A 21,723-nucleotide genomic window follows, 5' to 3' on the forward strand; every position below is an offset into this window, starting at 1 on the left:
CACCGGACGATAAGTGCGAGCCATACCGAAGTATTTCGCAGCACACGCCAACCATCACGGACCCGACTCGGCGATTTTCAAATCGCGACAGCCACGTGGTGCGACGCCCACCACCTCGACCCCTGGGCAGCAGGAGGGAAGACCAACCTCAAGGACGGCGCACTGCTGTGCCTCCATCACCACCGCCTGGCGCACAACCCGGCTTACGTGCATGAGCGGTTGCCGGATGGCACGATCCGATTCGCCCGCAGACCCTGACCCGGCAGGGCGACACGACTATCAATCAGGTCGCGGTTGGCGCCCCCGTCGACGCAGACAGAGCCTGCGAGCTGGGCATGACGCCCAGGGCAGGACTCCCGAGTCAGCGGGGTGTTTCGGCCTGCGCGGCTGTCTGTGTGAATGCCTGGCCGTGCGCCATGTCGTCGAGCACCGCGGACCTCCCATCCGAGTCGCAGATGTCGGCGCGGGTCCTTTCGGCGGCGCCGCTCGCCCCGCCGGCGGGCCCCGTCTGTCCGCGTACTCGCTCTGGCGTGACTCTTGGTGGAACCAGCGAGTCCGCGTCGCGCCCGTGGCGAAAGCGCGGACTTGTCCATATTTCGGCGCAGGTGTGCTCGACCTGGTGACCCCGACGCCCTCGATCTCACTCAGGACCCGCAAGATCACTTCCTGGACGTGGGGCTCATCGGTGGCTGGCGTTGAACCGGGCCTTCTTCTCGCGATTCCCACACGTGTTCATGTCGCACCAACGGCGGGTGCGGCTTCGGCTGGTGTCGAAGAAGGCGGCACGGCACGTCGGCGAAGCGCACAGGGCCAGTCTTCCGTCTCGCTCCCCGGCGATGATCGCGATCGCGTCGGCGGCGATCACGCCGAGGGCGTCCTCGATCGCGGAGGCCGAGCCGAGCTGCCAGCGTCGGTTGCCGTCGGGCGTCAGGATCGCTGAGGCTCGACCGTTGGTGCTGCGGTCGTTGATCACGCGGACCGCGGATCGCGGGAGAGTCTGCTGGAGCGCTGCCGCCGTCGCGGCAGCGTGGATCGCCTCCCGTAGCTCGACGGCAAGGTCGAGATGACCGGATGTGCAGGAGTCGACGTCGAGGTCGTAGACAGCCAGCCAGTCGAGGAGTCGCTGCGGCGTGGGAATGCGCTCCAGCGGCTCGCCGTGACGCTCCGAGAGGGTCCCGGTGAAGCTCGTCGCGAGCACGGTGCCGAGACGGAAGTCGGGGTATCCAGCGGACATGTGAACCAGCATAGGCGGTTGTCGCTGCTGCTGCCGGCGTGCTAGAACCGTCTAAGACGGTTCCGCGAAGCCAGGAGGTCTCATGTCCGATCCGACCAGCGACGTACGAGCATTCGAAGCACACGCGACAGAAGCCGAGCTCGACGACCTACGGGCGCGGCTGGCCGCGGCGAGGCTGCCGGAGGCCGAGACGGTCGATCCCGCCGCGCGCGGGCGGGACCGGTGGGCGCAGGGGGTTCCGCTCGCCGACCTCGTCGATCTCGTGGAGCACTGGCGCACGGCGTACGACTGGCGGTCGTTCGAGGAGCGGCTCGACCGGGCCGGCCAGTTCCGCACGACCATCGACGGACTGGGGATCCACTTCCTGCACCGCCGCTCCAAGCGGGCCGACGCCACGCCGCTGATCCTGACGCACGGGTGGCCCGACAGCGTCGTCCGTTTCGCCGATGTCATCGACGAGCTGGCGAACCCGACGGACCCGGCCGCGCCGGCGTTCCACGTCGTGGTCCCGTCGCTGCCGGGGTTCGGCTACAGCGACCGGCCCTCGACCACCGGGTGGGGGACCGAGAAGACCGCGGCGGCCTGGGTCGAGCTGATGGGACGACTGGGCTACGACGAGTTCCTCGCCCACGGCGGGGACTGGGGCGGCAACATCACCACCGTGCTCGCCGGCAGGTTCCCGGCCCACGTGCTCGGCATCCACACGACGTTCGCGGAAGGTCCTCCTGGACTGTCCATGGACGGGCTGACGCCGCAGGAGCGGAGCTGGGCCGAGGGGACGCGTGACTTCTGGCGCCATCGGGCGGCGTACGCGAAGCAGCAGGCCACCCGGCCGCAGACCATCGGCTACGCGCTGGTCGACTCCCCGGTCGGGCTGCTCGCCTGGCTCCTGGACAAGTTCGCTGAGTGGTCGGACACCGACGACAGCCCGTTCGAGACCATCTCCCGCGACCGCATCCTCGACAACGTCACCCTCTACTGGCTGACCCGTACCGGCGCCTCCGCGGCCCGCATCTACCACGAGAGCCACAACGCGCTCGACTCCGAGCTCCGGGTCGAGGTTCCTTCGGCGGTCACGATCTATCCCGGCGACGTCGAGAAGTATCCGCGGCCGTGGGCCGAGCAGCGCTACCGACGGATCGTCAGGTGGGGTACGCCTGAGCGCGGCGGGCACTTCCCGTCGATGGAGGTGCCGGAGCTCTTCGTCGAGGACCTACGGGCCGGTCTCGCGGCCGTGTTGGCTGCCCGGGGAGACTGAAGGCATGCGACGGATCGGTGTGCTGGGCGGGATGAGCTGGGAGTCGACGGCGGAGTACTACCGCCTGCTGAACGAGATCGCCGCGAAACAGCTCGGTGGGCTGCACTCCGCCGACCTGCTCGTACGCTCGGTGGACTTCGCCGAGATCGAGGAGATGCAGGTGGCCGGCGAGTGGGAGCGAGCCGGGGCGCGGCTCGCCGAGGAGGCAGCCATGCTCAGCGACGCCGGGGCGGAGGTGATCGTGCTGGCCACCAACACGATGCACAAGGTGGCCGGGGCGTTGGAGGAGACGTACGGGGATCGGTTCCTGCACCTGGGCGACACGACCGCGGCAGCGGTGCGCGCGGCCGGGGTCGGACGGGTGGGACTCCTCGGCACCGGGTTCACGATGTCGCAGCCGTTCTACGCCGACCGGCTCCGCGGCCACGGCCTCGAGGTCGCCGTGCCCAGCGACGAGGATCAGCAGACCGTCCACCGGATCATCTACGAGGAGCTGTGTCTGGGCACGTTCCTGGACAGCTCCCGCCAGGCGTACCTCGAGGTCATCGACCGGCTCGTCGCCGCCGGCTGCGAAGGCATCGTCCTCGGGTGCACCGAGATCGAGCTGCTGCTGCCGATGGAGACGTACGCAGGTGTGCCGCTGTTCCCCACGACCCGGCTGCACTGCGAGGCCGCGATCGAGGCGGCCCTCAGCGCTTAGCGGCCCACTCCTCGGCGAGGATCGCGTAGGAGAGGCCGTCGAGCCAGCCGCGGGTGCGGTGCAGGGAGTCCTTGACGGTGTGCGACTCGCGGCGCATCCCGAGGCGCTCCATGAGCCGCCAGGAGGCCTCGTTGTCGGCGAAGCACTCCGCGACGACACGACGCAGACCCAGAGGGCCGAAGCAGGCGTCCAGCACGGCACCGACCGCCTCGGTGGCGTAGCCGTTGCCCTGGTGGGCGGGGGCGATGGTCCAGCCGAGCTCCGCCTGGGTGCCGATGCTCTGCTCGCGCACCTCGGTCTGGGACCACGGATCGGTGATCCGGAGCATGAGGTCGCCGACGACGACGCCGTCGTGCTCGATCACCAGGGCGGGCCCGAGTACGTCGGGGCGCTCGAAGACCTTGCGATAGGTGTCGATGTCCGGGAAGGCGGTCGTCACCCACTCGGCCACCTCGGGAAGACTCCGGAAGGCCCAGGTCGGCTCGATGTCGGCGAGCCCCATCCGGCGGATCACGAGCCGCTCGGTGCGCAGCGGCCATGAGGCCCTCACCAGTGGATCAGGCCGGGTGCCGATCATGTGCCCACCTTCGCATCAACCAGTTCTGGGACGCCACCGAGTTCTCCGGGGCTGACTTCGTCGCGGAGGGAGTCGTGGCGTACGACCAGGGAGGTTACCGCACGGGTGAGGCAGACGTAGAGGCGGCGTAGACCGGTGCTGCGGTCGGGCTCGCCCGCGACGATCGCGGTGGGATCGGAGACGACCACATGGTCGAACTCGAGTCCCTTCGCCAGCGATGCGGGGACCAGGTCGAGATGGGCGTCGAACTCGGTCTCCTCGTCGGCGCTCACCCCGATCTCGGCGAAGGCGAGCCCGGCCTCGGTCAGCTCGGCGCGCGCTGATGCCAACGAGGCGTCGGGGACGATCAGCCCCACCGATCCGGGCCGCTCCAAGGCCGCCTCGAGCGCCTCGACGATCGACGAGGTGGTGAAGGTGAGGTCGCCGCGGGCCCGGCGCACCGCGACCGGCGGCTCCAGGTCGGGGGCGATGTGGGGGAGCAGACGGGCGGCGTACGCGATCACGTCGGCCGGCACCCGGAACCCACGCGTCAGCTGCTCGACGTGACCGTCGGGCTTGCCGAGGTGGGCCAACGCGTCGGTCCAGGACGAGGAGGCCCACGGCGTCGTCGCCTGGGCGAGGTCGCCCAGGATCGTCAGCGACCCCGTCGTCGAGCGGCGACCGAGAGTGCGCAGCATCATCGCGGAGAGGTCCTGGGCCTCGTCGGCGACGATGTGGGCCACCGACGGCGTACGGTCGAGCAGGTCGGCGATCTCGTCGAGGAGCACCAGGTCGGCCAGCGACCAGCGGGCCGTTCCGGCCGAGCGCGGCGGCTTCTCCCACAGCAGCATCTCCTGCTCCGCCTCATCGAGCACGCCGGAGGCCACCTCCGCCAGCCACGCCGCGTCGGTGAACAGCCGGAACAGCACCTTCGCGGGCTTCAGGTCGGGCCACAGCGCGGCGGCGTAGTCCTTGACCGGCTTGGCCCGCGACACCGCGTCGTGGACCCGGTCGTCGGGGGAGTCGCCCGAGCGCTCCATCTGCACCAGCACCCGGTGGGCCAGGGCGCGCGGGAGCAGAGCCCGGCCCGCGGCGTACCTGAGATCGTTGGCGCGCAGCCCTTCGACCGCCTCCCTCGCCTCGTAGGCCGGCACCCGCCAGCGCCGGGAGCCGCGCGGGACCACCAGGGCCTCGGCGGGCTCGCCGACGTGGGACCAGACCGCCCGGCGGAGCACCTGCGCCATGCGTACGTCGCCCTTCAGCGTCGCCACCGTCGCCGGCTCCTCCGCGCGGACGGTGCCGTGGGTGCCCACCAGCTCCGCGATCGTGGCCTGCTTCGCCTCGATCTCGCCCAGCGCGGGAAGCACGTCGCGGATGTAGCGCAGGAACGACGCGTTGGGGCCGACGATCAGGACGCCGCGCCGGGTGAGCTGGTCGCGGTGCGCATAGAGGAGGTACGCCGCCCGGTGCAGCCCCACGGCCGTCTTCCCGGTCCCCGGCGCACCCTGCACGACGATCGTCTGCGACAGGTCCGCGCGGACCAGGACGTCCTGCTCGGGCTGGATGGTGGCCACGATGTCGCGCATCGGCCCCACGCGTGGCCGCTCGATCTCGGCCTCGAGGATCGCCGAGTGCTCCTGTGCGGGCCCGGCGTCGGTCAACGACTCGTCCTCGAAGGCCGTCAGCTCACCGTGGGAGAACCCGTAGCGCCGCCTCCGCGCCAGCCCCATCGGCTCGGCCCGCGACGCCCGGTAGAAGGGGACGCTGACCGGGGCACGCCAGTCGACCACCATCGGGTCGCCGGCGCTGTCGGTGATGTGCCGGCGCCCGACGTGAAAGGTCTCGGCTCCCACGGCCGGGGTGCGGTCGATCCGGCCGAAGAAGAGCGGCACCTCCGGGTCGTCCGCGAGCTGCTCCAGCCGCCGTGCGAGCGTCGCGTCGAGGATCTCGGCGCTGACCCAGTTGCCGGCGTCGGAGGAGTCCAGCGACTCCACCCGCCGGCGCATCCGGGCCAGATCCTGGCGCGATGCGGCCAGATGGGCCCGTTCGTGGTCGAGGTCGTCGGCGGCTGTCCCGTCTGTGGTCCCGGCTTCGGACATGGCGGTCTCTTCGCTCCTTCGACGGCGGCTGGGTGGCTCCACGGACGCGTGGGGCAAAGGACCCAACATAAGTGACCACCGAGCGGGTGCCCAACAGGTTTATCGGCCTCCATTGGCACAGGTGTGCACACTTGGAGCGTGAGCCTGTTAGATCGCTTCCGCCGCCGCCGGACGCGGATGAGCCGTCCCACGGGCGACGCCTACACCGGATCCACGCGGGTGCGTGCCGCGGATGGCGTCGACCAACAGCATCTCGAGCAGTTCGTGAAGACCCGCCGGGGCGTCGAGGGGTTCGTCGAGCCGCGCACCGTCGTCAGCGAGGTGACCCTGCTGCTGGTCGCCCATGACGGCGAGTGGACCCGGCGGCGAGTGCCGTCGGCGCAGTGGGCGCACAAGTTCGCCAACAAGCACCAGGTCCCGTCCTACGATGCCGCGGTGGTCGGTGTGCCGCAGCGGATGCGCGACTTCAACAGGCGCCAGAAGCAGCAGGACCGGTAGGCACCGAGCCGAACTCGCTCGAAACTGTCGGTGCCCGCATCTAGTCTTTGCCGACGTGGGTGAAGACCTGATGATCTCGGCCCGTGGGCTGCGCAAGTCGTTCGGCGACTTCGAGGCGGTGCGCGGCATCGACGTGTCCGTGCGGCCGGGTGTGACCTTCGGTTTCCTGGGGCCCAACGGTGCCGGCAAGTCCTCGACGATGCGGATGATCTGCTGCGTCTCGCCGCCGAGCGAGGGAGAGCTGCGGGTCTTCGGGATGGATCCGGCCAAGGACGGTCCGAAGATCAAGGCGCGGCTCGGGGTCTGCCCGCAGGAGGACACCCTCGACGTCGAGCTCAACGTCTACGACAACCTCTACGTCTACGGCCGCTACTTCGGCCTGCCGCGGGCCGAGGTGAAGGGCCGGATCGAAGAGCTGCTCGACTTCGTCCAGCTCACCGACAAGGCCAAGGCGAAGGTCGATGACCTCTCCGGCGGTATGAAGCGGCGGCTGACCATCGCCCGCAGTCTGATCAACCGGCCCGAGATCCTGGTGCTCGACGAGCCGACCACGGGCCTGGACCCGCAGGCCCGCCACGTCATCTGGGACCGGCTCTTCCGGCTCAAGCAGGCGGGGGTGACCCTGCTGCTGACCACCCATTACATGGACGAGGCCGAGCAGCTGTGCGACGAGCTCGTGGTGATGGACCAGGGCCGCATCGTCGCTCACGGCACGCCGCTGGGGCTGATCCAGCAACACTCCACCCGCGAGGTCGCCGAGCTGCGCTTCGGCGTCGGCGAGCACGAGGCGCTGGCCGCCAAGGTCGAGGATCTCGCCGAGCGGATCGAGGTGCTGCCCGACCGGCTGCTGCTCTACAGCGACGACGGCGAGGCCGTCATCGACGCCGTCCACAGCCGCGACCTGTCGCCGGTGGCCACGCTGGTGCGGCGCTCGTCGCTCGAGGACGTCTTCCTGCACCTGACCGGCCGGACGCTGGTGGACTGATGACCGACTACGCCGACTCGGGCCCGGCCACCCCGCCGACGGCGCCCGCGGGGCTGGTCTCCGGTGCGCTGCGGATGGGCGACTACTGGCTCACCGTCCTGGCGCGCACCTGGAAGGGCGGGGTGATCACGACCTTCGTGACGCCGTTCTTCTACGTCCTGGCGCTGGGGGTGCTGCTGGGCGGATTCGTGAAGGCCGACCCGGCCACCCTGGACGGCGCCGACTCCTATCTGGCCTACGTCGCGCCCGGCATGGTCGCCGCCCACGCGATGACGATCGCCTTCGCCGACCTCACCTATCCGGTGATGGGCATGCTCAAGTGGCAGCGGATCTACTACTCGATGATCGCCTCGCCGCTGGCTCCCTCCCACATCGTGCTGGCCCAGCTCGGCTGGGTGGTGCTGCGGACGATGTTCGCCTGTGGCGTGTTCCTGCTGGTCCTGGCCGCGTTCGGGGTCTTCGAGACCGTCGGGGGCGTGCTGGCGGCGTGGCTGGTGCAGGGGCTGGTGGTGCTGGCCTTCTCGACGCCGGTGCTGCTCTTCTCGCTCTCGATCAAGGGCGAGGAGTCCTTCGCGCTGATCTTCCGGCTCGGGATGATCCCGCTGACGCTGTTCAGCGGCACCTTCTTCCCGATCGGCAACCTCGGTCCCGTGCTCGAGAAGGTGGCGACGGTCTCGCCGTTGTGGCACGGCGTCGACCTCACCCGGATGCTCACCCTCGGGCGGCTCGACTGGGGGATGGTCGCGATCCACGTCGCCTACCTCGTTGTCCTGGCTGCCGTGTGCTGGTGGCTCGCCGTCCGCAAGCTGGCCGAGAGGTTGGTGTCGTAGCGCATGGCGATCTTCAACGCCGCCGTCAGCACCGCGGTCGCCCGCCCGCTCCGAGGAGGCGAAGCGGCCAGGCTGCTGCTGTGGCGCAACATCCTGGTCTACCGGCGGGCCTGGCTGGTCTTCGTCACCGGTTTCCTGGAGCCGGTCTTCTACCTGTTCTCGATCGGCATCGGCGTCGGTGCGATCGTCACCGGGTTCACCTATGCCGGCGAGCCGATCGAATATCGCGACTTCGTCGCCCCCGGGATGATCGCGGCCTCGGCGATGAACGGCTCGCTGCTCGACGCGACCTTCAACTTCTTCTTCAAGCTGAAATACATCAAGCTCTACGACCAGATGCTGGCCACCCCGCTCCGCACGGTCGACATCGCGGTCGGCGAGATCCTCTGGAACCAGATCCGCAGCGGGATCTACGTGGCCGCGTTCCTGCTGATCATGGTCGCGATGGACCTCGTGCACTCCTGGTGGGCGCTCCTGGTCGTGCCCGCGGCGCTGCTCATCGGGTCTGCCTTCGGGGCCGTCGGCATGGCTCTGACGACCTACATGACCTCCTGGCAGGACTTCGAGAAGGTCACCCTCGCGATGATGCCGATGTTCCTGTTCAGTGCCACGTTCTTCCCGGTCACGGCCTACCCGGAGTGGCTGCGCTGGATCGTGGAGGTCACGCCGCTCTACCGCGGTGTGGTGCTGTGCCGCGAGCTGACGCTCGGGGTGCCGTCGTGGGGCTCGCTGGTCTCGGTGGTCTACCTGCTGGCGTTCGGGGCGATCGGGCTCGTCGTGGTGCGGCGCCGGCTCGACTCCCTGCTGCTCACCTGAGCGACTTCGAGGAACCTGAAGCAACTCTCTGGCGGTTGATGTGTGAGCCGGACAAGACTGGTGGTCCGCACCGCTGGGGCATCTCGGCAGTTCGACCAGGAGGAAGAACATGGACCACACCCCGAGCCAGGACGACAACCTCACCCTCACCTTCTACTGCAAGGACCCCGACTCCAACGGTTCACGGGAATGTGAGACGTTCTACGAGACCGACCGCGGGTCCTGGATCGTCCAGGCAAAGGTGCGCGGCCCCGAGGTTCGTGACCAGCTTGTGAGCCTCGCACCAGACGAGACGTTCGGCGAGATGTCGGATCGCACCGTGGACACGTTCGTCAAGAAGTACGCCAAGGAGCGCTATGGAGTTGATCTCGGCTGAACGTCGGGAACAGGCGATATTCGAGCAGCCTGGACTGATAAGGAAGCTGGAACTTCGAGACCACTACGAGATCGACCGGGAACTCTTCGAGGCGTGGCGTACCGGCGACCGCGACACTGTGGAGAAGTCGAGGCAGGATGTCCGCGACGACATGCGAAGCCTGAATGCTGACGGCTTCGAGTATCGCCGCGTCCGCGTCGTGTCGGAGCCCCTGTCGGAATACCAGCGGATGGCGGTCGAGATCGCGAACCCAGAGGAGAAACTTCGGTGGCTGCCCCGTGCGTCCGCGTCCGGGATCACCCTGCCGGCGAACGACTGCCTCATCCGTGACGACGTAGTGGTGTTCAACCTCATCGGTGGGGACAACCAGTCGGTGGGCATGCAGTTGTCGACCGACCCCGCTGTCGTACGCCTCTGCCTGGACGCCTTCGAACAGGCGTGGGCCCTGGGGACACCCAACGGGACGTACGCCCCGTAGACCTGCGATGCCCGACGAGAAACCATCCGAGTCCGCGAAGAAGGCGTTTGGTGCTCGGCTCCGTGGAATCCGGCTCGACGCTGGCTTGACGGGCGTCACGATCGCGGCCGAATGCGGATGGCACAAGTCCAAGGGTGTCGAAGCTCGAGCACGGCACACAGGCCCCGTCCGATGGGGATATTCGGGCGTGGGCCGCCGTCTGTGGTGCCGAGTCGCAGGTGCCCGAGTTGATCGCCTGAACCGCGAGATCGACCAGATGTGGCAGGACTACAAGCAGGTCCACAAGCGTGGGATGAAGAACATCCAACTCGAAGCGATGGATGAGTACGCCAGAACGAAACTGTTCCGGATCTACGAGTCGGTGAACATCCCGGGATGGCTGCAGACGCTGGACTACACCCGTGCACAGTTCACCCTCCACGCCAAGATTCACCGTCTATCGGCCGACGTGGAGGAGGCGGCACAGAACCGCATGGCGCGGAAGAAGTTCCTCGGGACCGGGCGGCCAGCCTTCGTCTTCCTGCTGGAGGAGTACGCGTTGTACAGCAACGTCGGTGGACGCGATGTCATGCACGGTCAACTCGACTACCTGCTCGAAGTCGCGCAGATGCCGTACGTGTCGGTTGGCGTGATCCCGCTGGGCCAGGAACGGACCCTGTTTCCAGGGGAAGCGTTCTATCTGTACGACGAGAACCTGCTGTGGCAGGAGTACTGGTCGGCTTCGTATCAAACCTCCAATCCGGAGAAGATCGCTCACTTCGTGCGCGTATTCGATGCACTCCGGGATCAGGCTGTGTTCGGCGCGGCGGCCCGAGAGGTGATCGACCAGGCTCGACACAGAGTCCGGTGACAATGACGCTCAGGATCGACTTCAAGAAACCTGAAGGAACTTCCTGGTAGCCGGTGAGCGAGCCGGACGAAACTGGCGGAGCCCGGGGCGACCGAAGGGGTTCCGCCGTCAGCGGTCGTCCCGGGATCCAAGACTCGCCAACCACCTGCGACGGAGCACCATGAGTTCCGCAGAGAATCGACGCCCGGGCCGGCCCCGGCACATTCAGTCAGCCGACAGCGCGCTTTCACCCCGTGATCAGATCCTCGATGCCTCTGCACGGCTGTTCGTGCATCAGGGGTTTGCGGCGACGTCGACGCGGGAGGTCGCCGAGAAGGTCGGCATCCGCCAGGCGTCGATCTACTATCACTTCCCCTCCGGCAAGGACGAGATCCTCGGAGAGCTCCTGGAGCGGTCCGTTCGCCCCACGGTCGACAAGGTGGCTCAGATCGAGGGCATGTGCCCGCCGGAGGCGCCCGAGACGGCGTTGTACGTCCTGCTGCTGCTCGATGTCCGAACATTGGCGTCGCTCCCGCACAACACCGGCGTTCTGGCCCGGCTGCCTGAGGTCACCAGGTCGCCCGCGTACGAGCAGTACGACAAGGCCCGTCGAGGGCTTGAAGATGCGTACGCGCGGCTGGGCTGTCAGGTGGTGCGTCCGGGGGTACTCGTTCCCGGGACAGCGGGCGAATGGCTGCTGAACCATGCGGAAAACGTGATCCTGATGCGCACGTCGGGCGACAGGATCAGCAGGGCCGCAGAGGCCGCCATCGCTGCGTCCGGTATCCGGATGTGCGGCGCCGGCCAAGAACAGATCGACCATGCGAGCCACCAGGCTGAGGGAATCCTCGCCAGGCTGTTGGCGTCATCTCACGTCTCAAAGGCAGGATCTCCCTCGTGACCACCCTCGCGGGCCGTCAAGATTGACCCATGACGTACGAAGCGATCGAGCCCGACACCAAGGACTGGACCTGGGTCCTGGACAGGCCCTGCCCGGAGTGCGGTTTCGTCGCCGGCGCGGTGACCGCGGACCAGCTCCCGGAGATCGTGCGGGACAACGCGACGTACTGGGAGATCTACCTCACCGCCGACAACGCGCGCGAGCGGCCCCGGCCCGGGGTGTGGTCGGCGCTGGAGTACGGGGCACACGTACGTGACGTCCACCGCATCTTCGGGCAGCGGCTGCAGCAGATGCTGACCGAGGACGAGCCCAGGTTCGCCAACTGGGACCAGGACGTGGCTGCCCGTGAGGGCGACTACGCCGGCCAGGATCCGGCGGTCGTCGCCGAGGAGCTGATGGACGCCGCCGACGAGATCGCCCGGATCTACGAGAAGGTTCCGCCGGACGCCTGGGGGCGTCGCGGGACCCGGTCCAACGGCGACGTGTTCAGTGTCGAGTCGCTCGGCCGCTACCACCTCCACGACGTCGTCCACCACCTGTGGGACGTACGCTCCGCCGCCAAGCGGGCGACGGTCGCCGCCTACGACGCCAGCGTCGCGACGTACGTCCAGGGCACCTCGTTCTCGGAGGAGACCCGTTCGGTCCTGGACCGGTTCCTGGCAGCGCTCGAGCCCGGCGACCACGTGCTCGAGATCGGCACCGGGCCCGGCCACGACGCCAAGGCCCTGGAGGCCGGGGGAGTGCGGGTGCGCCGCACCGACATCAGCGAGGGGTTCGTGGCCCACCTGCGCAAGCAGGGGTACGCCGCGGCCTGCCTGGACCCGTTGACCGACGACCTCCGCGACCCCGTCCACCCCGACGTCCCCTACGCCGCGGTCTGGGCCTCGGCGACCCTGCTGCACGTGGCCCGCGACGACTTCGGGACCGTGCTCGGCCGGCTCGCCGAGGTCACCCGGCCCGGCGGTGCGCTGCACGTGTCGATGAAGGAGGGCGACGGCGAGGAGTGGACCAACCGCGGCCACGTCGAGGCGCCCCGCCTCTTCGTCTACTGGCGCGAGCCCGCGCTCCGGTCGGCCCTGGACGAGGCCGGCTGGGAGGTGCTCGAGGTCGGTCACGCCGACAGCCGCCTCGGCGACGTCTGGCTCGATGTCCTCGCCCGCCGGCGCGGCTGAGGCTGAGTAGCATTCGGGGCGATGAGACACACGGAGTTCTGGTCCCGGATGGATGAGGCGCTCGGCGCGGGCTACGCGCGAGCGTGGGCACGCCAGTTCGTCATGGGCGATCTGGACGGGCGCACCGCCCAGGAGGCGCTCGACGACGGGGTCCCGCCCAAGGAGGTCTGGGCCGCGGTCTGGAAGGCTCTGGAGCTGCCGGCGCGTGAGCGGTGACGGTGGTCGCACCGGGCTCGGTCGCCGCGGTCCAGAAGCGCACCATCCTCACCCTGGTCGCCACCCAGGCGGTCGGGGCGATGGGGATCACGATCGGCATCGCGACCGCCTCCCTGCTGGCGCGCGACCTGTCCGGCTCGGAGTCGATGGCGGGTCTCTCGCAGACGACCCAGGTGCTGGGCGCCGCCGTGGCTGCGTACGTCCTGGGGCGGGTGATGGACGCGCGCGGCCGCCGCTTCGGGCTGCTGGCCGGCTACGTGCTCGGGGCGACCGGGGGCCTGCTGGCGGTGCTGGCCGGCGTGGTCGGCTCGATGGCGCTGCTGCTGGTCGGCGCGGTGCTGCTCGGTGCGACCACCGCGGCCAACAACGCTGCTCGCTACGCGGCCACCGACCTGGCACCTGCCAGGAGCCGTGCTCGGGCGCTGTCGGTCGTCGTCTGGGCGACCACCTTCGGTGCGGTGATCGGACCCAACCTGACCGGCGTCGCGGAGCTCTTCTCCGACGCCGTCGGGATCCCGGTGCTCACCGGCCCGTTCGCGCTCGGGGCGATGGGGATGCTGGCCGCCGCGCTGGTGGTCGGGGTCTTCCTGCGGCCTGACCCGCTGCTGGTCGCCCGGGAGGGGGCTCCGGTCGTGGAGCGGCCGAACGGCACGAGCTGGCGCCGGGCGCTCGCCGTGATCCGAGCGCGCCCTGCGCTCGCGGCGGCGGTCGCCGGGCAGGCCGCGGCGCACGCCACGATGGTCGCGGTCATGGTGATGACCCCGCTCCACATGGAGCACGGGGGCGCCGGCCTGGAGATCATCGGACTGGTGATCAGCGGGCACGTCCTGGGCATGTTCGCCTTCGCGCCGATCGCCGGCTGGCTCGCCGACCGGGTCGGCCGGGCCGACGTGATGGCGCTCGGCGGCGGGGTGCTCCTGGTGGCCCTGGTGCTGTGCGCCGCGGCGCCGGAGGGCAGCTCGGGCCGGATCTTCGTCGGGCTCTTCCTGCTCGGCCTCGGCTGGTCGCTGGCCACGATCGCCGCGGCGACCTCGGTGGCGGACCACACCCCGCTCGAGGTGCGCGCCGACGTCCAGGGCACCGCCGACCTGATCATGGGCGTCGCGGCTGCCGCCGCGGGAGCGGTGTCGGGCGTCGTCGTCGACCTGGCCGGATATCCGGCGCTCGCGCTCGGCACGATCATGCTGGTCGCGGTGCTGTTCGGCGCTGCGTACGTGGCTCGACGGGCGGCCTGAGCGCGGCCCCGGTACGACGGGACGTTCTTGTCGGTCTACCGGCTGGTAACCGACAAGAACGTCCCGTCGTACCTCGTCACTCAGCCGAGGAGCTTCTCCATCGTGTCGATCTCGGTGGACTGCGACTCGATGATCGTCCCGGCCAGGTCGACGGCCGGCTTGAACCGACCCTCGTCCTGCTCGGTCTCGGACATCTCGACCGCGCCCTTGTGGTGCTCGATCATCATCTCCAGCCACATGTCGCTGAACTCGGCGTCGGAGGCGTTCTCGAGCGTGTCCATGTCCTCGGCGGACATCATCCCCGGCATGTCGTGATCCATGCCCGCCATCGAGTCGGACATGCTGCTGTCCTCGTCACCGTGGCCCTCGTGGCCGCCGTTGACGTGGTCGCGCATCGTCGAGGGCACCTCCTCGCCCCACTCCTGGAGCCAGCCGGACATCGTCTCGATCTCGGGGCTCTGGGCGGCCCGGATCGCGTCGGCCAGCTCCTGGACCTCCGGCTCGAGGTCGCGGTCCATGGTCAGGTCGACCATCGACATCGCCTGGGCGTGGTGCTGGATCATGTCGGTCGCGAAGGCGACGTCGGCCTTGTTGTGCTCGGTCTCCGAGAGCTCCTGAGGCTTGGCGGCCTCCTCGCTGCCACCGCAGGCGGACAGCGTGAGCAGCACGGCCAGGCCGGCCGCCGCCCAGGTCGTGCGGATGAGGGGACGGTGCGTACGCATCTGTTGTTTCTCCTTGTCATGTGCTGTTTTCGGGCAGATCTGACCCAAGGGGTCAGTGCTCCTCAGCACCTGATGACGGAGAACGCCCACTCCGGTGGCGGGCCGGTCGCCGCACGGGCGACGAAAGGCGTGGACCCGGCGGTCGACGGCCGGTTGTGGAGTCGGGCGAACCACCACAGAGGCGTACGCCGCCACAACCCGCTCAGCAGCAGCACGCCCGCTGCGATCAGGAACGCGGCGCACAGCATCATCGTCGTGTGCCCCTCGCCACCCGGGTGTCCGGTGTGGCCGGCTGCTCCGTGACCGGCATGCTCGACCGCGTGCATGTGGTCCACGTGGGCCGCGGGCAGGCTCAGCGCGGCGTGCTCACCGTCGGTGCGGGTGCCGTGCAGACTCAGCGCATGCATGGCCAACAGGGCGGCAACAGTGACGACGACCGCGGTCAGCAGACCAGCGCGCGCGACCACTCGGGTCGTCCGCTTCCGTCGTGCCGCCGTCCACACACAGCACACCTTAGGGAGTCGGTCGCGGTTGGACAAAGCCGGCCCCGAACCGGATATCGCTTGCGACGGCATACCCCCATGGGGTATGAATGACGGGTAGTCGAAACGAACGATCGAGCAAGGGAGCGACATGACGTCGCATGACGAGCACGTGCACGCCGGACACGACCACGCCGCGCATCAGCACTCGATGCACGAGGGTCACCAAGGTCACGGCGACCACTCCGACCACGCCGCGCACGGCGGCGGGGTGAACGCGATGGCGGCCAGCGCCACGCTGCACTGCCTCACCGGGTGCGCGATCGGTGAGATCGCGGGCCTGATGATCGGCACCGCGATCGGGATCGGCACGGGAGGGACGATCGTCTTGGCCGTCGTGCTGGCGTTCGTCTTCGGCTACACCCTCTCGACCCTGCCGCTGCTCAAGTCGGGGCTGGCCGTCGGGGCGGCGCTCAGTGTCGTGCTCGCCGCCGACACCCTCTCGATCGCGACCATGGAGCTGGTCGACAACCTGGTCATGGCGATCATCCCCGGCGCCATGGACGCCGGGCTGGTCAACGTCGTGTTCTGGGTCGGGATGATGATCTCCCTCACGGTCGCCTTCGTCGCCGCGTTCCCGGTCAACCGCTACCTCCTCCAGCGGGGCAAGGGGCACGCGCTGACGCACCAGTACCACGGCGCGGAGGCCGTCCAGGAAGGCGTACGCCGTCTCATCCCGTCCTTCTCCAGCGGCGCCCTCGCGGCGGTGATCATCGCGTTCATGCTCGGTGGTCTGTCGGTCGCGATCGCCGACGAGATGGGTGGCGGAACGGTCACGGTCGAGCACGGCGAGATGCAGGGCGAGATGCAGGGCCACTGAGAGTCCGGCCCGTCCGACACGCCCGAACAAGTGTTCACATCGAACGCTTGTTCGGGCTAGTGTGTGTGCTAGGTGGAGCGTTGGTTCCGTGCTTTGCGAGGGGTCGTGAAACACCGTGCCGGAGGGTCCCGTTCAGAAACTGTCGGTGGTCCCGTCTAGCGTCTGCCTTGATGACGACGAAGACACGTGGACAAGCGGCAGGCAAGGGGAAGAAGTCTGCCCCTCAGGAAGGAAAGAACATGGCGGCAGGTGATCGCGAGAAGGCATTGGACGCCGCTCTCGCCAACATCGAGAGGCAGTTCGGCAAGGGCTCGGTCATGCGACTGGGCGATGAGACCCGGGCTCCGCTGGAAGTGATCCCGACCGGCTCGATCGCGCTCGACGTGGCGCTGGGTCTGGGTGGCCTGCCCCGCGGGCGGGTCGTGGAGATCTACGGTCCGGAGTCCTCGGGTAAGACGACGGTGGCCCTCCACTCGGTCGCCAGCGCGCAGCGCGCCGGTGGCATCGTGGCCTTCATCGACGCCGAGCACGCGCTCGACCCGGAATACGCGAAGAACCTCGGCGTCGACACCGACGCCCTGCTGGTCTCCCAGCCCGACTCGGGTGAGCAGGCCCTGGAGATCGCCGACATGCTGATCCGCTCGGGTGCGCTCGACCTGATCGTCATCGACTCTGTCGCGGCGCTGGTGCCGCGGGCCGAGATCGAGGGCGAGATGGGCGACAGCCATGTCGGTCTGCAGGCTCGACTGATGAGCCAGGCGCTGCGAAAGATGACCGGTGCGCTCAACAACTCCGGCACCACGGCGATCTTCATCAACCAGCTGCGCGAGAAGATCGGCGTGATGTTCGGCTCGCCCGAGACCACGACCGGTGGTCGTGCGCTGAAGTTCTACTCCTCGGTGCGACTCGACGTGCGCCGGATCGAGACGCTCAAGGACGGCACCGACATGGTCGGCAACCGCACCCGCGTCAAGGTCGTGAAGAACAAGGTGGCCCCGCCGTTCAAGCAGGCGGAGTTCGACATCATGTACGGGAAGGGCATCTCCCGCGAGGGCGGCCTGATCGACGTCGGTGTCGAGGCGGGCCTGGTCCGCAAGGCCGGCGCTTGGTACACCTACGAGGGCGACCAGCTCGGTCAGGGCAAGGAGAACTCCCGCAACTTCCTCAAGGACAACCCCGACCTGGCCAACGAGCTGGAGAAGCGGATCCTGGAGAAGCTCGGTGTCGTTCCGTCGGTCGACGCTCCGGCCGACGACGCCGCAGCCGAGCCTGCCGGTGTCGAGGACTTCTAGGTCCGTCTGACCCGTGGCTTCGTCTGAGCGCAACCGTTCGTCCACCCAGGATCCCTGGGTGGACGAACGGCCCGCGCCCGAGTGGCTGGGCGACGTGACCCTCGGCGTCGAGGCCTGGGCAGGAAAGCAGCCCGCGGCGGTCGAGCCTGTCGAGATGACCACCAAGCGGAGACAGCCGAAGAAGCCCAAGAAGCCGCGCCCGGCGGACCCCGCAGACCCCAGGAACGACCCGGAGCCCGACCACGAGGCGATCGCGCGCAAGATCCTCCTCGACGCCCTCACCGGCCAGGCGCGCAGCCGCAAGGAGCTCGCCGACAAGCTGGAGAAGAAGGAGGTCCCGCCGGCCCTGGCGACACGGCTGCTGGACCGCTTCGAAGAGGTCGGCCTGATCGACGACGAGGCCTTCGCCAAGGCCTGGATCGCCAGCCGCCAGCCCGGAAAGGGCCTGGCGCGACGGGCACTGGCCCAAGAGCTGCGCCGCAAGGGCATCGACGACGACGTCGCCCGCGACGCGCTCGACGAGATCGACCCCGACGACGAGCGCGAGGCCGGCCGGCGGATGGTCCGGCGCAAGCTGCGCTCCATGGAGCGCTTCGACGACCAGACCAAGACCCGGCGTCTGGTCGGGATGCTCGCCCGCAAGGGGTACGGCGCCGGTGTGGCCTACAGCATCGTTCGCGAGGAGCTCTCGCTTGCCGATGACGATGACGCCGGTGATGTCGTGTCAGAATCCGATCTGTGAGTGAGCAGCAAGAGCGCGAGATCCTGACCTACGAGCTGTTCGGCACCGCCGTGCGCGACATCGCCCAGAAGGTGGTGGACAGCGGATACGAGCCCGACATCGTGCTCTCCATCGCCCGCGGTGGTCTGGCCCTCGGGATGGGCCTGGGCTACGCCCTCGACGTGAAGAACCTGTCGGCGGTCAACGTCGAGTTCTACACCGGCATCAACGAGCGTCTCGACGTCCCGATCATGCTCCCGCCGACCCCCGCGGCCGTCGACCTCACCGGGATGAAGGTGCTCATCGCCGACGACGTCGCTGACACCGGCAAGACCCTCGAGATCGTCCACGACTTCTGCGAGGGCCACGTCGCCGAGGCCCGCACCGCGGTGATCTTCGAGAAGCCGTGGACGGTGATCAACGCCGACTACGTCTACAAGAAGACCGACCGCTGGATCGACTTCCCCTGGTCCTCCCAGCCGCCGCTGGTCGACCGCCGCGGCGGCCAGGCCCACTGACTCCTCGGAGTTAGCCTGAGGTCATGTTCACGCCGGTCGCCGTCCACACCGGGACACATCGCCTCGGTGGTGTGACGCGTCCGGGGGAGAGCTGGGCATCGGCGGCGACGAGGATCGCCGGGCGCCCTGCGTACGCCGTGGATCTCTCGGGTGAGGTCAAGGAGTTCTCCTCCGACCCGATGCCGGTGGTGGCGCTGCGGCCGATGACCCGCGGCGACCTGCCCCACCTGATCCGCTGGCTCAATGCCGAGCACGTGCACCGGTGGTATGCCGTCGACGGCGAGCCGACGCCCGAGTGGGTGACGGAGAACTATGGGCCCGACATCGACGGCAGGACCCCGGTCACCTTCTGGGTGATCGAGGTCAACGGTCGCTCCGTCGGCTTCTGCCAGGACTACCGGATCAGCGAGCAGCCGGAGTACGCCCTGCTCACCCCCGACCCGGACGCGATCGGCTTCGACTACGCGATCGGGGAGCCGGCCTTCGTCGGCCGCGGGATCGGGCCGCGGATGGCCTGGGTCTGGCTCACCTCGATCCCGCGCCGCTATCCGGGCGCGACGGCCTGCTTCGCCGCTCCCGACCACCGCAACGCCGCCTCGCTGCGGATGCTCGCCAAGGTCGGCTTCGAGCAGGGAACGTGGTTCGACGAGCCGCAACCCGACGGATCGACCACCACGATGGTCGGCTGCACGCTGGATCTGCGTCGAGTTCTCGGCTGAGCCGCCTATCGTCTACCCATGAGCCTTCTCGACGAGCTGCGGCTTCCGGCCGGACCGGTGGACCTGCGGAAGTACGACACCAACTCCGCCCCCGGCGTCGGCGCGGACAAGGAGACCGGCAAGCAGGTGCTCGCCGAGCTCGGCCCGACGCTGGTCGAGCTGCAGACCAAGCTGTTCGCCTCCAAGGAGAGCGACGACCCCAAGCGCGTGCTGCTCGTCCTCCAGGGCATGGACACCTCCGGCAAGGGCGGCGTGCTCAAGCACACCGTCGGGCTGGTCGACCCGGTGGGCGTCAAGATCACCAGCTTCAAGGCGCCGACGGAGGAGGAGCGGGCCCAGGACTTCCTGTGGCGGATCGAGAAGGCGGTGCCTGAGCCCGGCTACCTGGGTGTCTTCGACCGGTCCCACTACGAGGACGTCCTGATCGGGCGCGTCCGCGAGCTCGCGACCCCTGAGGAGATCGAGCGGCGCTACGCCGCGATCAACGACTTCGAGCGACGCCTCGCCGAGGACGGCACCGTCCTCCTCAAGTGCATGCTGCACATCTCCGCCGACGAGCAGAAGAAGCGTCTCCTGGCGCGGCTGGAGGACCCGACGAAGCACTGGAAGTACAGCCCCGGGGACATCGACGAGCGCCAGCTGTGGGACAGCTACCAGGAGGCGTACGAGATTGCGCTGGAGCGCACCAACACCGAGTACGCTCCGTGGTACCTCGTGCCGAGCGACAAGAAGTGGTATCGCAACCTGGCCATCGGCGAGCTGCTCCTGGAGACCCTGGACCGGCTCGACCTCGGCTGGCCCGCGCCCCGCTTCGATGTCGCCGAGGAGAAGAGACGATTGGAAGAGGACACCATCTCGTGAGTCTTGAGACGGTGCGGGTGACTCGGTATGTCACCCCGCTCCGGGAGGGCGGCAGCTTGCCCGGGATCGTGGAGGCCGATGATCTCGGCACCTATGTCTGCAAGTTCCGTGGCGCCGGGCAGGGGCTGCGGGTGCTGGTCGCGGAGGTGATCGTGACCGGTCTGTGCCGGGCGCTCGACATCCCGACGCCGGAGCAGGTCGTGCTCGACCTCGATCCCGAGATCGCCCGCTACGAGGCCGACGAGGAGGTCCAGGACCTCCTCAACGTGAGCGCCGGGCTCAACCTCGGCATCGACTTCCTGGCCGGTGCCTTCGGCTACGACGCCGCCTATCAGCCCGACCCGACGCTGGCCGGGCGGATCCTGTGGCTGGACGCGCTCATCGCCAACGTCGACCGCTCCTGGCGCAACCCCAACATGCTGCTGTGGAACGGTGCGCTCTACGTCATCGACCACGGCGCCTCGCTCTACTTCCACCACGTCTGGCCCGGGGGCGGGGGAGACCCCGCGCGCTACGCGACGCAGCCCTACGACACCTCCGAGCACATCCTGCGGGCCTACGCCACCGAGGCGCTCGCCCAGAACGACGACCTCGCCGCGCGGCTCGACGACGCGGTGCTGGAGAAGGTGCTCGCCGACGTACCTGACGAATGGCTCGAGCCCGTCCCCGGCTACGACACCCCGGAGTCGCTGCGCGAGCGCTACGTCGCGTTCCTGAGGGCACGCCTCGACGGCGGCCGCCCGTGGCTGCCCGCGGCCGAGCCCGCCCGGGAGGCGTGATGGACGCCTACCAGTACGTCGTGCTCCGTTGCGTACCGCGTCCCGAGCGCGAGGAGTTCCTCAACGTCGGCGTCGTCCTCTACTGCCCCGAGCAGAAGTTCCTCGCCGCCAGGTGGGCCCTCGACGAGCAGCGCCTGGCCACCTTCGCCCCGGGTCTCGACCTGTCGCTGGTGCGGGCGGCCCTGGAGTCGGTGGACCTGATCTGCGCCGGCGCCGCCCACGCCGGCTTCGGCGCGGGCATCCGCGCCACCGCGTACGGCATCCGGGCGCTCTCCGACAACGAGTCGGCCCGCTTCGGTCTCCTCAAGGCCCCGAAGAGCACCGTCCTCCAGCCCGGCCCCGTCCACGGCGGCGTGACCACGGACGCCGCCGCCGAGCTCGACCGCATCTTCGCCCACCAGATCACCTGACCGCCGAGGCGTCACCCCGGTCGGCCGAGGCGTCAACGGCGTGGGGGGGGGGGGGGGGGGGGGGGGGGGGGGGGGCCGGCGCCGGGCGGCGGGGGGTGGGGGGGGGGCGCGGGCGCCGCGGCGCCGCCCCGCCCGGCCGCGGCCCGGGGCGGGGGC

Annotated in this window: 27 protein-coding genes; 22 read left to right on the forward strand and 5 right to left on the reverse strand. The window is 69.1% G+C overall.

From position 1 onward, the window contains the following. On the forward strand, positions 1 to 258 hold a 258-nt coding region (locus ACIA03_RS15395), incomplete at its 5' end, for an HNH endonuclease signature motif containing protein (RefSeq protein WP_396983895.1). A 421-nt stretch (positions 259 to 679) separates the two neighbouring features. Here ACIA03_RS15395 and ACIA03_RS15400 read toward each other — a convergent pair. Beyond that, a complete protein-coding gene (locus tag ACIA03_RS15400; RefSeq protein ID WP_396983897.1) occupies positions 680 to 1,234 on the reverse strand; it encodes a CGNR zinc finger domain-containing protein in 555 nt (184 codons plus the stop codon). 82 nt (positions 1,235 to 1,316) lie between these two features. On the opposite strand from ACIA03_RS15400, the gene ACIA03_RS15405 reads away from it, so the two are divergent. Both ACIA03_RS15405 and ACIA03_RS15410 read left to right on the forward strand, forming a co-directional pair. Then, positions 1,317 to 2,492, forward strand: a complete 1,176-nt coding sequence (locus ACIA03_RS15405; RefSeq protein ID WP_396983900.1) for an epoxide hydrolase — start codon at positions 1,317 to 1,319, stop codon at positions 2,490 to 2,492. Between the two features lie 4 nt (positions 2,493 to 2,496). Continuing rightward, on the forward strand, positions 2,497 to 3,192 hold the full coding sequence (locus tag ACIA03_RS15410) for an aspartate/glutamate racemase family protein (RefSeq protein ID WP_396983902.1): 696 nt from the start codon (positions 2,497 to 2,499) through the stop codon (positions 3,190 to 3,192). On the opposite strand, the gene ACIA03_RS15415 is transcribed toward ACIA03_RS15410, so the two are convergent. Together ACIA03_RS15415 and ACIA03_RS15420 are read right to left on the reverse strand one after the other, a co-directional pair. After that, positions 3,182 to 3,769: a GNAT family N-acetyltransferase gene (locus tag ACIA03_RS15415; RefSeq protein ID WP_396983904.1), complete on the reverse strand. Its 588-nt coding sequence runs from the start codon at positions 3,767 to 3,769 to the stop codon at positions 3,182 to 3,184. The two genes, ACIA03_RS15410 and ACIA03_RS15415, sit on opposite strands and share 11 nt — an antisense overlap. Then, a complete protein-coding gene (locus ACIA03_RS15420; RefSeq protein ID WP_396983906.1) occupies positions 3,766 to 5,847 on the reverse strand; it encodes a HelD family protein in 2,082 nt (693 codons plus the stop codon). The genes ACIA03_RS15415 and ACIA03_RS15420 overlap by 4 nt, the downstream gene beginning before the upstream one ends. Positions 5,848 to 5,985: 138 nt before the next feature. Here ACIA03_RS15420 and ACIA03_RS15425 point away from each other — a divergent pair, with 138 nt between their 5' ends. The 11 genes from ACIA03_RS15425 (at position 5,986) to ACIA03_RS15475 (ending at position 14,183) form a co-directional block, all read left to right on the forward strand. After that, positions 5,986 to 6,345 carry a hypothetical protein gene (locus ACIA03_RS15425; protein WP_396983908.1) on the forward strand — a complete coding sequence of 120 codons (360 nt, stop codon included), beginning with the start codon at positions 5,986 to 5,988 and terminating at the stop codon, positions 6,343 to 6,345. Positions 6,346 to 6,415: 70 nt separating this feature from the next. Then, positions 6,416 to 7,330 (forward strand): ATP-binding cassette domain-containing protein, encoded by a 915-nt coding sequence (locus tag ACIA03_RS15430; RefSeq protein ID WP_396984895.1) that lies wholly within the window; start codon positions 6,416 to 6,418, stop codon positions 7,328 to 7,330. Further along, positions 7,330 to 8,160, forward strand: a complete 831-nt coding sequence (locus ACIA03_RS15435) for an ABC transporter permease (RefSeq protein ID WP_396983910.1) — start codon at positions 7,330 to 7,332, stop codon at positions 8,158 to 8,160. Before ACIA03_RS15430 ends, ACIA03_RS15435 begins: the two co-directional genes overlap by 1 nt. 3 nt (positions 8,161 to 8,163) lie before the next feature. Continuing rightward, positions 8,164 to 8,976 (forward strand): ABC transporter permease, encoded by an 813-nt coding sequence (locus ACIA03_RS15440; protein WP_396983912.1) that lies wholly within the window; start codon positions 8,164 to 8,166, stop codon positions 8,974 to 8,976. Positions 8,977 to 9,085: 109 nt separating this feature from the next. Further along, a complete protein-coding gene (locus tag ACIA03_RS15445) occupies positions 9,086 to 9,352 on the forward strand; it encodes a hypothetical protein (protein ID WP_396983914.1) in 267 nt (88 codons plus the stop codon). Continuing rightward, on the forward strand, positions 9,333 to 9,830 hold the full coding sequence (locus tag ACIA03_RS15450; RefSeq protein ID WP_396983916.1) for a DUF6879 family protein: 498 nt from the start codon (positions 9,333 to 9,335) through the stop codon (positions 9,828 to 9,830). The genes ACIA03_RS15445 and ACIA03_RS15450 overlap by 20 nt, the downstream gene beginning before the upstream one ends. Positions 9,831 to 9,837: 7 nt before the next feature. Next, complete coding sequence (locus ACIA03_RS15455) at positions 9,838 to 10,680, forward strand: DUF5753 domain-containing protein (RefSeq protein ID WP_396983918.1); 843 nt, start codon at positions 9,838 to 9,840, stop codon at positions 10,678 to 10,680. A gap of 160 nt (positions 10,681 to 10,840) precedes the next feature. After that, on the forward strand, positions 10,841 to 11,560 hold the full coding sequence (locus ACIA03_RS15460) for a TetR/AcrR family transcriptional regulator (RefSeq protein WP_396983920.1): 720 nt from the start codon (positions 10,841 to 10,843) through the stop codon (positions 11,558 to 11,560). 29 nt (positions 11,561 to 11,589) lie between these two features. Beyond that, positions 11,590 to 12,732 carry a methyltransferase domain-containing protein gene (locus ACIA03_RS15465; RefSeq protein WP_396983922.1) on the forward strand — a complete coding sequence of 381 codons (1,143 nt, stop codon included), beginning with the start codon at positions 11,590 to 11,592 and terminating at the stop codon, positions 12,730 to 12,732. Positions 12,733 to 12,753: 21 nt separating this feature from the next. Then, positions 12,754 to 12,948 (forward strand): DUF3046 domain-containing protein, encoded by a 195-nt coding sequence (locus tag ACIA03_RS15470; protein ID WP_141792927.1) that lies wholly within the window; start codon positions 12,754 to 12,756, stop codon positions 12,946 to 12,948. Beyond that, the gene (locus tag ACIA03_RS15475) at positions 12,945 to 14,183 is read left to right on the forward strand and encodes an MFS transporter (protein WP_396983925.1); all 1,239 of its coding nucleotides are present in this window, start codon (positions 12,945 to 12,947) and stop codon (positions 14,181 to 14,183) included. Before ACIA03_RS15470 ends, ACIA03_RS15475 begins: the two co-directional genes overlap by 4 nt. A gap of 80 nt (positions 14,184 to 14,263) precedes the next feature. Here the strand turns inward: ACIA03_RS15475 and ACIA03_RS15480 are convergent, their stop codons facing one another. After that, entirely contained in the window at positions 14,264 to 14,905 is a 642-nt protein-coding gene (locus ACIA03_RS15480; RefSeq protein ID WP_396983927.1) for a DUF305 domain-containing protein, read from the reverse strand. 62 nt (positions 14,906 to 14,967) lie between these two features. Then, complete coding sequence (locus ACIA03_RS15485; RefSeq protein ID WP_396983929.1) at positions 14,968 to 15,408, reverse strand: hypothetical protein; 441 nt, start codon at positions 15,406 to 15,408, stop codon at positions 14,968 to 14,970. 130 nt (positions 15,409 to 15,538) lie between these two features. Here ACIA03_RS15485 and ACIA03_RS15490 point away from each other — a divergent pair, with 130 nt between their 5' ends. The 8 genes from ACIA03_RS15490 (at position 15,539) to ACIA03_RS15525 (ending at position 21,567) form a co-directional block, all read left to right on the forward strand. Beyond that, the gene (locus tag ACIA03_RS15490; RefSeq protein ID WP_396983931.1) at positions 15,539 to 16,267 is read left to right on the forward strand and encodes a DUF4396 domain-containing protein; all 729 of its coding nucleotides are present in this window, start codon (positions 15,539 to 15,541) and stop codon (positions 16,265 to 16,267) included. 239 nt (positions 16,268 to 16,506) lie between these two features. After that, the gene (recA, locus tag ACIA03_RS15495) at positions 16,507 to 17,559 is read left to right on the forward strand and encodes a recombinase RecA (RefSeq protein WP_396983933.1); all 1,053 of its coding nucleotides are present in this window, start codon (positions 16,507 to 16,509) and stop codon (positions 17,557 to 17,559) included. 58 nt (positions 17,560 to 17,617) lie between these two features. Further along, positions 17,618 to 18,301 (forward strand): regulatory protein RecX, encoded by a 684-nt coding sequence (locus ACIA03_RS15500; RefSeq protein WP_396983935.1) that lies wholly within the window; start codon positions 17,618 to 17,620, stop codon positions 18,299 to 18,301. After that, on the forward strand, positions 18,298 to 18,798 hold the full coding sequence (locus tag ACIA03_RS15505; RefSeq protein ID WP_141792933.1) for a phosphoribosyltransferase: 501 nt from the start codon (positions 18,298 to 18,300) through the stop codon (positions 18,796 to 18,798). The genes ACIA03_RS15500 and ACIA03_RS15505 overlap by 4 nt, the downstream gene beginning before the upstream one ends. Before the next feature lie 23 nt (positions 18,799 to 18,821). Further along, positions 18,822 to 19,517: a GNAT family N-acetyltransferase gene (locus ACIA03_RS15510; protein ID WP_396983937.1), complete on the forward strand. Its 696-nt coding sequence runs from the start codon at positions 18,822 to 18,824 to the stop codon at positions 19,515 to 19,517. 18 nt (positions 19,518 to 19,535) lie between these two features. Beyond that, the gene (locus ACIA03_RS15515; RefSeq protein WP_396983939.1) at positions 19,536 to 20,378 is read left to right on the forward strand and encodes a PPK2 family polyphosphate kinase; all 843 of its coding nucleotides are present in this window, start codon (positions 19,536 to 19,538) and stop codon (positions 20,376 to 20,378) included. Continuing rightward, complete coding sequence (locus ACIA03_RS15520) at positions 20,375 to 21,157, forward strand: HipA family kinase (protein ID WP_396983941.1); 783 nt, start codon at positions 20,375 to 20,377, stop codon at positions 21,155 to 21,157. Before ACIA03_RS15515 ends, ACIA03_RS15520 begins: the two co-directional genes overlap by 4 nt. Then, a complete protein-coding gene (locus tag ACIA03_RS15525; RefSeq protein WP_396983943.1) occupies positions 21,157 to 21,567 on the forward strand; it encodes a DUF3037 domain-containing protein in 411 nt (136 codons plus the stop codon). Before ACIA03_RS15520 ends, ACIA03_RS15525 begins: the two co-directional genes overlap by 1 nt. Positions 21,568 to 21,723 lie beyond the last annotated feature (156 nt).

Source organism: Nocardioides sp. NPDC051685, assembly GCF_044453405.1.
Lineage (GTDB): Bacteria > Actinomycetota > Actinomycetes > Propionibacteriales > Nocardioidaceae > Nocardioides.